The following is a 15,348-nucleotide window of genomic DNA, read 5'->3' on the forward strand; positions in this document are numbered from 1 at the left end:
TCAGATTCTTGATTGTTGCGCTAAACGCTCAAGGAATGAAAAAACATATACTTTATAAGAGTGTACTGGCCATTGCTGTGCTCATTTTTCTCCATTTTCGAGTGGGCGCCCAGGCGGTAACCAACTATACATTTGCAGCCTCAAATGGTACTTTCACTGCCTTAAGCAGTCCTAATTCTACCACATGGACTGGTTCAACAGACGACGGCGTATCTGCACTGATTCCCATAGGATTTGATTTCTGGTATATGGGGGGCAGGTATAACAATGTTTCTGCAAGTACCAATGGCTGGCTGGCTTTAGGTAGCGTTCCGACAGATTTTATTTATACCAATAGCTTGTCTACAGGAGGATCACCAAGACCTGTAATTGCACCCCTATGGGATGATCTTGATATTGTTTCCACTGCAAATGTAACCTATAAGACTTCAGGAGCTGTAGGTTCCAGGATCTTCACGGTACAATATCTCAATGTGAAATGGAGTTATCGGGCTTTAGGTGCGGTATGTTCCTTTCAGGTGAACTTTTATGAGGGAACCGGTAGGATAGAATATGTTTACCGTTCAGACCTGACGCTGGCAACTTCCCCGTCCGCATCAATCGGGATTACTGAAGCCACTACAGGATCAGGAAATTACCTGTCTGTAAACAATGCAGGAACGAGTGTCAGCTCTACATCAGAAGCCAGTATCACGACAAAAAGAACTACCGGACGGACTTATACTTTTACGCCGCCTGTGCCTGTTGCTCCTGGAAGTCTGAGCTTTTCAGCTATAGGAAATCTGACCATGACGCTGAACTGGACGGACCTTTCCACAAATGAAAATGGTTTTGTGATTTACCGCTCTACTGATGGAACCAATTATTCTTTTGTAAATCAGTTGGCTGCAGGAGCAACCAGTTCAGTGCAATCCGGACTCACCACCGGCACGACCTATTATTGGAGGGTATATGCCGTTACTGAAGGAGGGCTGAGTACTGCTTTAAGTGGAACACAAGCCACCAGTTGTAATGGACCGGTACTTTCCCAGCTGCCCTCCGGTTTGCTTTCCTATTATAAATTTGAGGGAAATGCAAATGATGCAACCGCAAACAATGCGGGGACATTTCAGGGAGGGAGCCCGGTGCAAACTGCCGACCGTTATGGGATTGCCAATAAAGGGTATACTTTCAATGGCACCAGCAATTACATTTCTACCAGTGTTGCTTATGCAAACCCTTCCACTTTCAGTGTATCCCTCTGGTTTAAAACAACAACTAGTGTAGGAGGGGTGTTAAGTGGGTTTTCTTCGCTTCAGACAGGAGGCGGGGGTAGCCGGGACCGTTTTATTTATATGACCGGAACTGGAACGCTTTATTTTGGACTCGCTCCGGGATCGGTGAAAAAATATGTAAGTACAACCTCTTCCTATAACGATGGCAACTGGCATATGGCGACGGCAACGCTCGGGGCATCGGGAATGAAATTGTACGTAGACGGAAGTCTGGCAGCAAGTGATGCTGCCGTAACGACCGCCGAAAGTTATAACGGATACTGGCGCATTGGGCATGATGATATTGCCACCTGGCCAAATGAACCTTCCAGCCATTATTTTCAGGGAAGTCTGGATGATGCGATTGTTTATCAAAGAGAATTAAGTGCTTCAGAAATAGGGATATTATACAATTCTCCGGACGGTGCAGGAAGCAACGCCCCGGTATGTGCAGGATCTATGTTAAACCTGACTGCAACCACGGTTGCCGGAGCAAGTTACTCCTGGACCGGACCAAATGGTTTTAGCTCTTCTCTGCAAAATCCCAGCATTAGTTATAGTTCAGCCTATGCTGGAACGTATACTTTACAAGCTACGTTACCTGGTTGTGCTACGCCGACAATAGCTTATGTCAGGGTGTTGTCTACCACTAGTTCGGGACAATGGACCGGAAATGTAAGTACAGATTGGGCAACTGCGGGAAACTGGTGCGATGGGCTTGTTCCGGGCCCGACTACGGATGTGATCGTTACCGCGGGGGCAACAAGGATGCCAAATATTAGTACGAGTGTGAACAGCAGAAGTCTTACTATTAATACCGGGGCCACATTGACCCTGACAGGAACAGGTACTTTAAATGTAGCGGGGACATTAGTCAACAATGGAACGTTTACGAATAGCGGAACGGTTAATTTTAACGGAACTTCCGGGCAACAGAGCTTTACAGGGATCAGTACATTTTATAACTTAACTTTAAGTAATAGTGCGGGCCTGCTTTTACCTTCAGCCATTGTGCTGAGTAATAATCTGACCATTTCTGCCGGGGTACTGAATGCCGCCAACTTTAACCTGACCGTTGGAGGAAACTGGATCAATAACGTGAACAGTACGGCTTTCACTGCCGGAACGGGAACGGTGACTTTTAACAGTAGCAATGCCCAAAGTATTGGCGGTACAGCCAGCACAACTTTCAATAACCTTACGGTTACAAATACAGGTAATACGGTAACACTGGGTGTAAATACCATCATTAGCGGAAACCTTTCTGTAACTACAGGTACACTGGATCTGGCTGCTTTTACGGCCAACAGGGCTACCGCAGGTGGAATACTGACGGTAGCTAATAATGCTACGCTGAAAATCGGAGGAACAAATAGCTACCCGACAAATTACAGCACAAATACGCTGGTTGTGGCAAGTACGGTGGAGTATTCAGGAACGAACCAGACAGTGGCAAATCAGCCTTATGGCAATTTGAAACTGAGCAGTTCGTCAGGAGCAGCGGTGAAAACCTTTCCCGCAACGGCAATGACGGTATTGGGTAACCTGAGCAGTGTTCAGGGAAGTGGCACTTCTGTCGCTTTTACCGCGGCAGCCGCAATTACGGTAACTGGAAATGTAAGTATAGGGGCATCTACTACTTTTAACGGAGCAAGTTTTAGTCATAATATTGGTGGAAACTGGGCCAATGCAGGGGTTTTTAACGGAAATACCGGAACGGTAGTATTTACAGGAGCGGGAACTACGGTTAGTGGCGCCGGAACACAGAATTTTAACAGCCTGACAGTTGCAGCCGCAATGGTGGGCTTCTCAGCAGAAGGGCTGAGCTTAAGCGGAAATCTGGCGACTACAGGTTCGGGCTCTTTTACTCAGGCTTCAGGAGGTACTTTATCGATGACCGGAATAGGCACGACGATCAGCGGCGTGGACATCTCGCCGGATAACCTGAACATCACCGGTACGGTAACCACAGCAGCGTCAATGATCATTACAGGGAACCTTTCTGTAAGCGGAAGCTTTAGCGCAAGTGCAGGAGTGATCACTTTAAGTGGAACGACAAAAAGTATTTCTGGAAGCGGAAGTAAGACTTTTTACCAGCTTTCAGTAACAGGGACGCTGACTTCAGCCGTGAATTTCAGCATTTCCTCAGGAATGGCGGTATATGGAAGCCTTACGGCTTCAGCAGGAACTGCAACTTTTACCGGAACTTCAACCCTGAGCGGAACGGCAAACCTTTTCAATACAACAATCAACGGAACCTCATTACAGCTATCGGCAAATGCGGTTCTCGGCGTTGCAGGTGCATTAACCATTACGGCAGGAACACTGAACGTGAGTTCTGCACCAAATACGGTAAACTTTAACGGAACGGGTGCACAGAGCATCAATGCGATTACCTACAGCAACCTTAGCTTCTCTACCGGAGGTACTAAAACAGCTGCAGGGGCAATCACGGTAAACAATAACATTACTATTGGTACAGGAACGACCTTTGTTTCAGGGACATTTACACATTCGATTTATAACAGCTGGTATAACAATGGAACTTTTACCGCAGGATCCGGAACGGTGCAGTTTCTGGGAAGTCAGAACTCCATCATCAGCGGGGCCACAACGTTTAATATTCTGACAGTAAATAATTCGGCATCAAGTGTAGAAGTAGCTTTGCTGAATAATGTGACGGTTGCGACGGTAAATATGACGCTTGGAACGATGACTACCGGAAGCAATACACTAACGATTACGACAACGAGAACAGGAAATGGAATTATCCTTGGTACCATCACCAGAAATCATTCCTTTGCGGCGCTTACTGCGTATGCCTTTGAAGGGCCGAATAACCTGATCACCTTTACACTTCCTATTGGAATAAACAGCGTTACGGTATCGGTTGCCACAGGACCAATCAGTGATTTTCCATTTGGTGGTTCAATCAGCAGACAATACAATATCAGTGTTCCTTCCGGCACCTATGTGGGCGCAACGCTGAGGCTTCACTATGAAGACACAGAGTTGAATGGCAATTCTGAAGCTACGATGGCTTTATGGCATTATAACGGGAGCTCATGGGGCGCAAGCGGTAAAACCAGTAACAATACAACGAGCAATTATGTGGAACAGACTTTATTACTGGATATTACGAACCGATGGACGCTTTCTGCCAGTGCAAATGTGGTACAATGGAATGGTAGTGTCAGCTCCGATTGGAATACGGTGGCCAACTGGACGGTTACACAGGGATCGGCATCCCGGCCGCCAGCTGCAACTGATGTAGTAAACATCGGAACTGCTACTTTTACCAATCAGCCAGTGATCAGTACTGCAGTAACGGTAAAAAATATAAATTTTGGCAGCGCTAAGGCAGTGAACCTGTCTCTCGCATCAGGAGGATCACTTAGCTCTGGTGACATCAAAGGAAACTGGTCAGCTAATGCTACACATACCATTGATGCGGGAAGTCAGGCGTTGGTAGTGAATGGAGACCTGGCGTTAAGTGACGGTACAGCCGGACATGCGATTAACCTGAGTATCGGATCTGGAAGTGCGACTATCGGAGGGGCATTGACTGAAAGCGGGGGAGCGAATATTACCTTCAGCGGAGCGGGTAACCTGAATGTGGCCGGGGATTTTAATTATGTAAGCGGAACTTTTACGCCAGGATCAGGGACAGTGACTTATAATGGATCCTCGAATCAGGTATTGGGAGTGGTGACATATAATCACCTCTCAGTTAACAAAAGTGCAGCGAGTATTGCCGTAGCCAATCCACTTACTGTAAATGGAAACCTGACCATTACAGCAGGGGAGCTTGACAATAATGCGGCGATGACCATTTTAGGGAACGTGAGTATTGCCTCCGGGGCAATACTGGAGAACAACAGTAATTTAATGGTGGGCGGAAACTGGACCAATGCAGGGAACTATAATGCCAGCAATGCTGGGTCTGGTGTGGTTTTTAACGGATCGGGTACCCAGTCGATTTCTGCGAGTACATTCAATAATCTGGAAATTAATAAGCCTGTAGGTTCCCAGGCAGTCCTTACCGGAGATGTTACCTTAAAAGGAAATCTGACCGGTACGTCCGGGACATTGGATATCAAATCTTTCTTTTTTAACAGGGATGTTTCCGGCGGAACAGCAACAATTACAGATGCGGGAACCCTGATCATAGGCGCAGATAATGCACCGAATAAGTTTGCAAATTATGTTTTAGGTCCCAATAGTACGGTTATTTTTAACGGGACAGCTACTCAGCACCTGTTGTTGCCTGGACTGGTATATGGAAACATTACTTTTCGCAATGCCGGACTGAAATCTTTACTTACCCAGATCTCCATAAAAGGCACGCTGACAATAGATAATGGGGCAACACTGGATGGTGGAAGCAATACCATCACATTAAATGGGAACTGGTTAAACAATGGAACGTTTACTCCCTCCACAAGTACGGTGATTTTTACGGGCACTACTAAAACCATCACCGGAAACACCACTTTCAACAAAGCTACAGTAGCCGGAAGTTATACGATTCTCAATGATATGACTTTTAACTCGCTGCTGAATATTACCAATACCGGTACCTTAAACGGAGGTTCAACCATCAATACTACCATGAACGGGGATCTGATCAATAGCGGGACTTTATATACTTTAGGCAGTACTACTTTCACTGGAAATGTGGTGCAGACGCTGAGTCTGATTAATGCAGTGAGTACGGTGGCATTAACTGTAAACTTTAACGGAACAGTATCACCGGTACTCAACTCTACTTCGGCACCCCAATTTGGTTTTTTAAATATCAACAATACCGCTGGGATATTTCCAAGTGTGGGATGGACGATACAGAATAGCATGACGGTGGGTGCAGGTGCCTCATTTAACGGAGGGACATCCAGTCATAACCTCATGGGCTCGCTTACCAATAGTGGAACGATTACCAGCGCAGGAACCCTGAATTTTATTCCGGCAGCTGCTGCAACGCTCAATCTGGGAACTAATTTTTCAAGTACAGGGACAGTGGTATTTGGAGGGGCAGGGGCAGTGAGTATGGCGGGAAGCCCTGGTACTTTGCATGACGTGTTGATTTCCAATACCAATGCAGCGGGAATCAGTCCATCTTCCAACTGGACTTTAAGCAATAAACTGACAATTAATACCGGGGCAATATTGAATGCCGGCACACGGAGCTATCTGATTGCCGGAAATATACTGAATAACGGACAAATCAATGGCGGCTCTTCCACATTTACGCTGAATGGTACTGGTATTCAGGATATCTATTCGGCTTCTGCATTTTACAAGCTTACCCTCAATAATACGGGAGGCACGGTCAGCATCTCTTCTGATGTAACGGTTAATGATGCGCTGACGTTTACGCTGGGTAAAATACAAACCGGCTCATTTGTCCTGATACAGCCTGCTTCAGGAACGGTAAGTGGTGCAGCTCAGCTGACTGGCTGGGTAAACGGCAATTTTCGGAAAAATATACCCTCCGGCGATGTAACCAAGGTTTTTGAAATTGGAAACGCAAGTAGTTATCTGCCGCTTTCTGTAGCTTTTACGGGGGTAAATACTTCCGGAGACCTGACTGTGGCAACAAATACCGGAGATCATCCGAGCATCAGCAATTCCATGATCAATGCGGCTAAAAGTGTGAACCGGTTCTGGACGATGACCAATAACGGAATTGTCTTTGCTACAGCGAATGTGACGTTTAACTATCTGGCCGCTGATGTAGATGCGGGCGCGAATACGAGCATTTTTGTATTGGGTGAATACACTGGTGGATCCTGGGCATATCCTATGGTCGGATCGGTTTCTGCTACAAGTCTGACCGCTACCGGATTAACAGCATTCGGTGATTTTCAGATCGGCGAGATGACCATTTATATCAAAACATGGGATGGCGGGGCCGGAACAGCCAATTGGGGAGATGCGGCAAACTGGAACACAGACGGAGTGCCCTCGGTAAATGATAATGTAGAGCTTACCGGTCCATATGTCATTAATATCAATGTTGCTGCAGTAACTAAGGATTTGTTACTGAGTGATCCGGGACTGGTGCTGACCACAAATGCAGGAAATTCCTTATCGGTGTCGGGCAATATGACGCTGGTGGCTGGAACGTTTAATACGGCTGCGTCATTTCCTACAGTTACCGGTATCGTAGACGTATCCAGAGGCACGGTTGGCTTTACCGGAACAGGATCACAAACCGTTCCAGCTTATAATTATTATAACCTTAGTAGTAGTGGTAGCGGAGCCAGGGTGTTAAGTAACACGGGGACCATTGGTATTGCGAATACTTTTAGTCCCGGAACCAATGTGTATACCGTTACCGGAAGTACTATCGATTATAACGGACCTGGTGCTCAAACAGTGGCTGCAGCCGCCTATCATCACCTGAGCCTGAGTAATGGGGGAATAAAATCATTTAGCTCCGGCATTGCCAGTATCGCCGGGAATTTTTCTGTTTCTTCAGCGGCGACCGCTGATGCAGTAGCGAACGGAGGAACAATAAGTTATAATGGTGCTGCGGCACAAACGGTCAGGGCGATGAATTATTACAACCTGGTCGCGGCTAATGCCAGTGGATTAACCCTGCTTGATGCCAATATTAATAACGACTTTACAGTAAGTAACGGAACAGTAAGCATTGGAAACAGCAGTACGGTACAGAAAATAACGGTGAATGGAAACATCGCGATATCCAATGGGACCACTTTTACGGTAGCAGGATCTTCGGATGCCACGCACCTGTTGACCATAAGAGGTAACGTGACCAACAGCGGAACACTTAATTTGCGTCCTGACGCGAACAGCCTGTGTAATGTGATCTTTAACAAGGATGGAAATCAAACGATTTCAGGAACCGGAGCACAAAGTAGTTTCAACCTGATGACGACCAATCTTGGATCGGTAAATACCAATTATGTGGAAGTCACTGCTTCCGGATTTTCAGCACCAGATGGCTTTCTGACTTTAAATAACGGATCTTTTAACCTGAACAATGCTGCTTTGAGCATCACACCTTTTTTAGCAGATATTACGGATGGCGATTATTTAGTTCCTGCCACTGCAGGTTTATGGGTAAATGCAGGAACAATCAATTCTCCGGACATGAACTGGACCATTGCAGGTTTAATCAAAGTGACTGGAGGTACAATGAATATAGGAAACGCAGCTGATAACAGGGCGATTACGCTGAATCCTGCACATGTGCTGGTTAGCGGAGGAAACCTTAACCTTGCCTCGGCAATTGGTAATCCTGCTACGGCCTGGCAATATGAGATGCAGGGGGGCCAGACAACGGTAAATAGTGCTGGCAGCACTACAGCAGGTATTGCGCCTTTTTATATGGATGATGCTGCTGCAACATTCAGCATGTCTGGAGGAACACTGGTGATTCAGAATTCAGGAGGGAGCAGCGGACAGCATCTTGGTTATACAAATCTGAGTGCTGTGGGCACGGGTTTTACCGGTGGAACATTGCAGATGGGAAATGGGTCTACAGCAACTACACAGATCATGAATGTCACTGCGTTGGGTCCGGTATACAATCTTCAGGTCAGCAGCAGTAACGTCACGGTGCCTTTAGTATCTTCTGATCTTACAGTAAGGAATAACGTCAGCATCACAGCAGGAACACTGGATATCAACGACGAGACTTTAAAAATAGGTGGAAACATCAGCAATAGCGGTAGTTTTATCGTGAATGAGGGCACTATTGAGATGAATGGTACTACGGCTCAGAGTATACCGGCAGCGGCCTTTACCGGAAATCTGATTAAGAACCTGACCATCAGCAATGCTGCTGGAGTGAATCTTAGCGGAGCATTAAACCTTTCCGATATCCTGTTGGTAAATACCGGATCTTTTCATTCAGGAGGAAATCTGACACTGATTTCTTCTCCGACGCAGACCGCCCTGATTGATGGTGCCGGTTTGGGTACCGTATCCGGAAATGTAACGATGCAACGCTACCTGATTGCAGGATTTGGATATAAATATTTTAGTCCACCTGTTCAGGATGCTACCGTAAACAGTTTTGCGGCAACAGTAGACCTGAATGCCAGCTTCCCTAATTTTTTCCATTACATAGAAGATAAAGTAAGCAGTGGGTTTACTTCTTATACCAATCCTGCTAACCCTTTACACCCCTTACAGGGTTATGCTGCCGACTTCGGCTCGTCGATGGCGCCTAAAACGGTAAACATGACGGGTATTGTAAATAACGGAGCACTTTCTGCAACCTTGTATAACCACAATCAGCCGTATACCAAAGGGTTTAATCTGATTGGGAATCCTTATCCTTCTCCGATAAATTGGGATGCAGTGGCTGGCTTGACCCGAACAAATATTGACAATGCCATCTATTTCTTTAATTCAGGAATAGTAAGTCAATATACTGGTGCTTATAGTACTTATATCAATGGTGTTTCGAGTGATGGGATTGCAGGGCCGGTAATTGCTTCCATGCAGGGTTTCTTTGTACATGTAACTGACGGGACCTATCCTGTGACTGGTACTTTGGCAATCAATAACAGTGCGAGGGTAAATGACCTATCGCCTGTTTTTCATAAATCTATGTCTGCGCGTATGGATGCAGGCCTGGCCGAACGCCGGATGTTGTTGAGGTTGAGTGCTGGTTTTGCAGATCAAAATAACACTTCTGACCCTTTGGTCCTCTATTCCAATACCAACGCAAAAAAGACTTTTGATAAAGAGCTGGACGCCATTAAGCTGATGAATGACAACGAATTGCTACCGAACCTTTATTCCATTGGAACTGATGCTTCCAAACTAGTGGTTAAAGCGCTATTGGGTGTAGATAGTAATACCGTTATTCCTCTGGGTATAGCCACACAAAAAGATGGAAATGTGAGTTTTAACCTGAGAAACCTGGAAAACTGGCCGTCTGGCCTGAATCTATACCTGAGAGATGCCCTGACGGGAACAAACCAGGACCTGCAGAAAAACCCGGTATACACAGTAAACCTGAAAAAGGGAACGATAGAAAACCGTTTCTCGCTACGTTGTAAAGCGGTAGCCAGCCTTGATGCCAATGCAGATGTTTACACCATATTCGGCGCTAACGGCGAGTTGTTTGTCAGGATTAAGCTCATGGATGAGCGGCCAGGAGATCTTATGATTAGTAATCTTTTAGGTCAGGTTATCTCACGTAAAAGAATAGATGGAAACGGGGTTTATCAATTGGATCAGCTCCAGCCAAATGTAGTATATCTGGTGAGTTTTATCACCTCAAAAGGAACACATACGACTAAAGTACAAACCACAGGGAAATGATGAAGACGAACAGAATTATATACAGGATAATTTTGCCGGTTTTACTGCTGACGGGGCTTTCCTCAGCTGCACAACGGAATTTACTGGCTTTGGGCCCGGAGAATCCTCCACGACCGGTAGTGATCTATGTGAATCCGGCACAAGGATTACAATTTGGCGCTTTTTATCAGGGTGCTACCGGTGGAACGGTGATTGTTTATCCCAATGGATCCAGATCTACCACGGGAAGTGTGATCCAGGCCAATCAGGGCATTTCCTTTTCGCCGGCCATATTTGAGGTCGATGCCGAACCGGGAACCCTGGTTACCATTGTGAACGGGCCGGATGTGACCTTAAATGGAAGTAACGGAGGAAGCATTACTTTACAGATTGGTGGTTCAGATCCTGTAAGTCCTTTTATTGCCACGGAGATCTCTCCGGGAAGAACACAGATCAGAATAGGAGGAACTCTGACTTTAACCAGCCCCCTGGCTAACCCACCTGGAAATTATAATGGAACTTTTTTAGTCACATTTATCCAACCCTGATGTATGCCGGAAAACCAGATCAATCCCTATATGAGAAGAATAAAGGGTTCTTTATGGAGAACGTTATGGCTTTTTGTATGGTTGACTGCTGCCTGGTTGCTGACGGTAGGTTCCTGCTTCGCCCAAACGGAGCCGGAAGAGCCAGAGGAGATACCGGTATTTCTAAATGTGCAGCGTGTGGGTGCTACCGAAATACAGGCATTAATTCGCGCTGAACGGGTTTGGTTGCCGGTGGCTGAGCTTTTTAATTTTCTTAAAATCCGCTATGAAGTATCAAAAAACAGAGATTCTGTGAGCGGGACTTTCATTAAGCCGACTTCGGCCTATGTGATTGATCAGGTACATCATCAGATTATATACGAAGATCAGCGTTATGAACTGAAAGCGGAAGACCTGATCCGGACCAACACAGGCCTCTATTTGCAGTCTGACTATTTTGGAAAGGTATTTGGATTAAATTGTCTGTTTAGTTTTAGAAACCTCTCGGTGGTGTTGAGTACGCAACTAGAGTTACCGGTGCTCCGTGAGATCCGGCAGGAGCAGATGCGTGCTAATCTGAATAAATTAAGCGGAATATTTAAGGCGGATACGGTTATAGGCAGAAATTATCCCTTATTCTATTTCGGAACAGCAGATTATGCTGCGCTTACTTCGGCTGGAAATAAAGGAACTCCCCAGGATGCCCGGGTTAGCCTTGGTCTGGGAGGAATGCTTGCCGGAGGAGAAACAAATGTGGTGCTGAATTACCACAACAATGCCGGCTTTTCCGGTCGTCAGCAATATTATTTATGGAGGTACGTGGACAATAATATGCGCTATGCGAAACAGGTGATGGCAGGTAAGATCCAGGGACAGTCGATCTCCTCAATATATGCGCCTGTGATCGGGGTTCAGGTGACCAATGCGCCAACTACTTACCGGCGTTCTTTTGGTACGTATACGTTAAGTAATCATACAGAACCTAACTGGATGGTAGAATTATATGTAAATGGAGTACTGATTAATTACGTTAAAGCCGATGCAGCCGGATTTTATACGTTTAATGTTCCCTTGGTATATGGCAATACCATGATTAAGCTGCGATTTTATGGTCCTTATGGTGAGGAACGGTCGACGGAACAAAACATCAACATCCCCTTTAATTTTTTGCCAAAGAATGAATTTGAATATACCGCCAGTTCCGGAATATTAGAGGATGAAACGCGTGCTAAATTTGCCCGTTTAAGTACCAATTACGGACTGACGCGTAATATTACGGTTGGAGCCGGTCTGGAATACCTTTCTTCGATCAGCTCGGGTACAAAGATCCCCTTTGTGAATACTTCCATTCGTTTGCTGCCCAATCTTTTGTTCTCTGGGGAGTACGATCATGACGTGCGTTCCAAAGCACTGCTGAGTTATAATCTGCCTTCAGGACTGCAGATTGAGATCAATAATACCTGGTATAAGAAGGGACAGACGGCGATTAACAATACTTTTGTGGAAGACCGGAAAGCGATGTTTTCTTTTCCTTTCCGGGGGCGTTCTTTCTCCGCTTATACGAGACTGACCATAGAGCAGATTTTGCTTTCCAATACGAGGTATACGCTGGCCAATTGGATGCTTTCCGGCGTGATAGGGAATATGAGTGCAAGTGCAACCACCTATTCGATATTTATGAAAGAGGCTGATCCGTATGTATATACCAATTATTCATTCTCACTACGGGCTTTTAAAAACCTCCTGATCACACAGCAGCTGCAATATGAATATGTACAGAAACAGGTGATAGGTATCAAAACAGAGCTGGAAAAGCGGGTATTTAAACGGGGATATTTAAACCTGTCCTATGAACAGAATTTCCTCAGCGACATCAGCAACGTAGAAGTTGGCTTAAGGTATGACTTTTCTTTTGCTCAAACCCGGGTTTCGGTACGAAGGAGTAATGATCTGATCAGAACTTTGCAAGGCATCAGCGGAAGTCTGATACATGATGGAAAATCGGGTTTCACCAATTTTAATAACTATACCAGCGTTGGAAAAGGAGCCGTTCTATTGATTCCATATCTGGATTTGAATGGCAATAACAGGCGGGACCGGGGGGAACCTAAAGCGCAGGGATTGAAAGTGAGAATCAATGGAGGTCGAATTCAGCAATCGGTTAAGGATACCACAATCCGGATAACCGACCTGGAGGCCTACACGAATTACGCTATTGAGCTGGATGGTTCCGGTTTTGACAGACTGGCCTGGAAATTCCCTAAAAAGAATTACAGCGTAGTGATTGATCCCAATTTTGTCAAAAATATAGAAGTTCCGATTTCCGTATTCGGTGAAGTTTCCGGAAGGGTAATCTTGAAAAAGGGAACTAAAGAGGAGGGACAGGGGAATGTGCTAATCAATTTCTATAATGAGCAGGCTAAGCTGATTGGATATACGACTTCTGAAGTGGATGGTTATTTCTCTTATCTGGGATTATTACCAGGTAAGTATCTGGTGAAAATGGATTCGCTGCAATTAAAGAAAATGGACCTGATCGGAGAAACGCCGGCCATTCCGGTGGTCATCGTCCGGAGTACAGATGGAGATCTGGTAAATGGGCTCAGTCTGGTTACCAGACCAGCACTTGTTGAAGAGGAGAAAACAGAAGAGCCAGCTATGCCTCCCGTAGTTCAGGCGGTTCCAGAGGAACAACCTGTCGTAATTCCCGCCATGGGTCCGTTAACCGTTCAGGCCGCACATTTTAAATTCCAGATGGCCAGAACATCTCAGCGTATTTTATTAAAGTATTATAAAAATGTAGTCATTGTTCCTACCAAATGGGTGTATTATAACATTCAGATTAAAGGCATTAAAGATGTGGAGGAAGCGAAAAAGGTGATTAAAATGATTAAAACTATTGGATTCCCGGACGCTTATTTGTTAAAGGACTAACTATATTTGACGTTTGAGTTTTGTCTATGAATATTGAAGAATTACGTGATTATTGCCTGCAAAAGAACGGGGCAACTGAAGGCTTTCCTTTTGGTGAGGAAACACTGGTTTTTAAAGTAGGAGAGAAAGTCTTCTTACTGATCGGTCTAATCAACGGCAACAGGTTTAATGCCAAATGTGATCCGGATCGTGCGATTGAGCTGAGGGAACAATATGAAGAAGTGATACCCGGGTACCATATGAACAAGAAACACTGGAATACCGTTTATATGAATGGCCGTTTGACTTTTAAGCAGTTACAGGAAATTATAGATCATTCTTATGATCTGGTATTTAATAGCTTACCTAGGAAAAAACAGGAAGAAATTACAGGTTAAAAAAAGAAGGCAGTCTAAGCTGCCTTCTTTTTCCATCTTTTACTGACCAAGACTTAACCTGAGGTTCAGCTCAAAGCTGCCATTGGTATAGGCACTTAGCGCCGAGGTTTGGGTAGTGTATGATCCGCTGATCATGTATTTGTTTCTGAAGTCCATGCCTAGTCCGAAGGTGGCACTTTCCGAGCTGTGGTACATCACCATGGCAAAGACCTGCCGGTTTGCAATGCCTACCTGAACGCCTGCATCCCAGATGTTGTCATAACCTTTTACACCACGATAAGCCACTTTAGGCTCTGCGTCAATTCCTTCAGCTCCTTTAGTAACCTGAAACCGATAGCTTAGTGCCGAATAAAAAGTTTGCTGATCGGCGACTTTAACCGTTTCCTTTTTAAGGGCATCTTTCAGATTGGGTAATGCCGCTTGTACGGTCAGTCTGTTGCTGGTATAAGCGATTCCGAAATCTCCGTCCAGATGGGTTTTACGATTGTTGTACTGGCCGATTAACGGATCACTGGGGTTGCCGTGAATATCCGTTTCTTCCAGTCGCTGGCTTAAAAAACCGATAGACAATCCGAAGTGTAGCGCATCGCCGTCCTGATTTAGTTTCAGGTGATAAGCGTAGGAACCCAGTACCCGGGTTTGCCTTTGCAGACCGGCACTTTCGTTATTTACCGTGATACCGATACCAACTCGTTTGAAACCATAATCTGCAGTAAGACTTTGCGTTACCGGTGCGCCTGGCACATTGTCCCAGAGTTTGCGGTAAGAGCCGTTTATTTTTATTCCTCCGTTATATCCTGCAAAAGCAGGATTGATCACATATTGGTTGGTATAGTATTGTGCCGACAGGGGATTTAACTGCGCTTTTGCTGAACTTATTGCTGCCATAAAGGCAACTACTAAGCATGTTTTGTGTATGATTTTCATGTCTCTTCGTCATTTGATGAAGCCTGCATTCCCTTAGGTAATGAG

Annotated in this window: 5 protein-coding genes; 4 read left to right on the forward strand and 1 reads right to left on the reverse strand. The window is 45.4% G+C overall.

The window, feature by feature from the left end:
- Nucleotides 1-35: 35 nt before the first annotated feature.
- The 4 genes from BFS30_RS22495 to BFS30_RS22510 are packed head-to-tail and all read left to right on the forward strand — an operon-like array spanning nucleotide 36 to nucleotide 14,376.
- Nucleotides 36-10,559 (forward strand): LamG-like jellyroll fold domain-containing protein, encoded by a 10,524-nt coding sequence (locus tag BFS30_RS22495; RefSeq protein ID WP_069381344.1) that lies wholly within the window; start codon nucleotides 36-38, stop codon nucleotides 10,557-10,559.
- Complete coding sequence (locus BFS30_RS22500; protein WP_069381345.1) at nucleotides 10,556-11,086, forward strand: DUF4402 domain-containing protein; 531 nt, start codon at nucleotides 10,556-10,558, stop codon at nucleotides 11,084-11,086. Before BFS30_RS22495 ends, BFS30_RS22500 begins: the two co-directional genes overlap by 4 nt.
- 30 nt (nucleotides 11,087-11,116) lie before the next feature.
- On the forward strand, nucleotides 11,117-13,999 hold the full coding sequence (locus BFS30_RS22505; RefSeq protein ID WP_157263011.1) for a hypothetical protein: 2,883 nt from the start codon (nucleotides 11,117-11,119) through the stop codon (nucleotides 13,997-13,999).
- A gap of 26 nt (nucleotides 14,000-14,025) precedes the next feature.
- On the forward strand, nucleotides 14,026-14,376 hold the full coding sequence (locus BFS30_RS22510) for an MmcQ/YjbR family DNA-binding protein (RefSeq protein WP_069381347.1): 351 nt from the start codon (nucleotides 14,026-14,028) through the stop codon (nucleotides 14,374-14,376).
- A gap of 39 nt (nucleotides 14,377-14,415) precedes the next feature.
- Here the strand turns inward: BFS30_RS22510 and BFS30_RS22515 are convergent, their stop codons facing one another.
- The gene (locus tag BFS30_RS22515; protein ID WP_069381348.1) at nucleotides 14,416-15,303 is read right to left on the reverse strand and encodes a PorP/SprF family type IX secretion system membrane protein; all 888 of its coding nucleotides are present in this window, start codon (nucleotides 15,301-15,303) and stop codon (nucleotides 14,416-14,418) included.
- Between the last annotated feature and the right edge of the window lie 45 nt (nucleotides 15,304-15,348).

The sequence above is a fragment of the Pedobacter steynii genome (assembly GCF_001721645.1).
GTDB classification, from domain to species: domain Bacteria; phylum Bacteroidota; class Bacteroidia; order Sphingobacteriales; family Sphingobacteriaceae; genus Pedobacter; species Pedobacter steynii_A.

Bases quoted from the DNA above. Each gene is read 5' to 3' on its own strand.
- BFS30_RS22495 (WP_069381344.1), top strand. From the start codon at position 36: ATGAAAAAACATATACTTTATAAGAGTGTACTGGCCATTGCTGTGCTC.
- BFS30_RS22500 (WP_069381345.1), top strand. From the start codon at position 10,556: ATGATGAAGACGAACAGAATTATATACAGGATAATTTTGCCGGTTTTA.
- BFS30_RS22505 (WP_157263011.1), top strand. From the start codon at position 11,117: ATGAGAAGAATAAAGGGTTCTTTATGGAGAACGTTATGGCTTTTTGTA.
- BFS30_RS22510 (WP_069381347.1), top strand. From the start codon at position 14,026: ATGAATATTGAAGAATTACGTGATTATTGCCTGCAAAAGAACGGGGCA.
- BFS30_RS22515 (WP_069381348.1), bottom strand. From the start codon at position 15,303: ATGAAAATCATACACAAAACATGCTTAGTAGTTGCCTTTATGGCAGCA.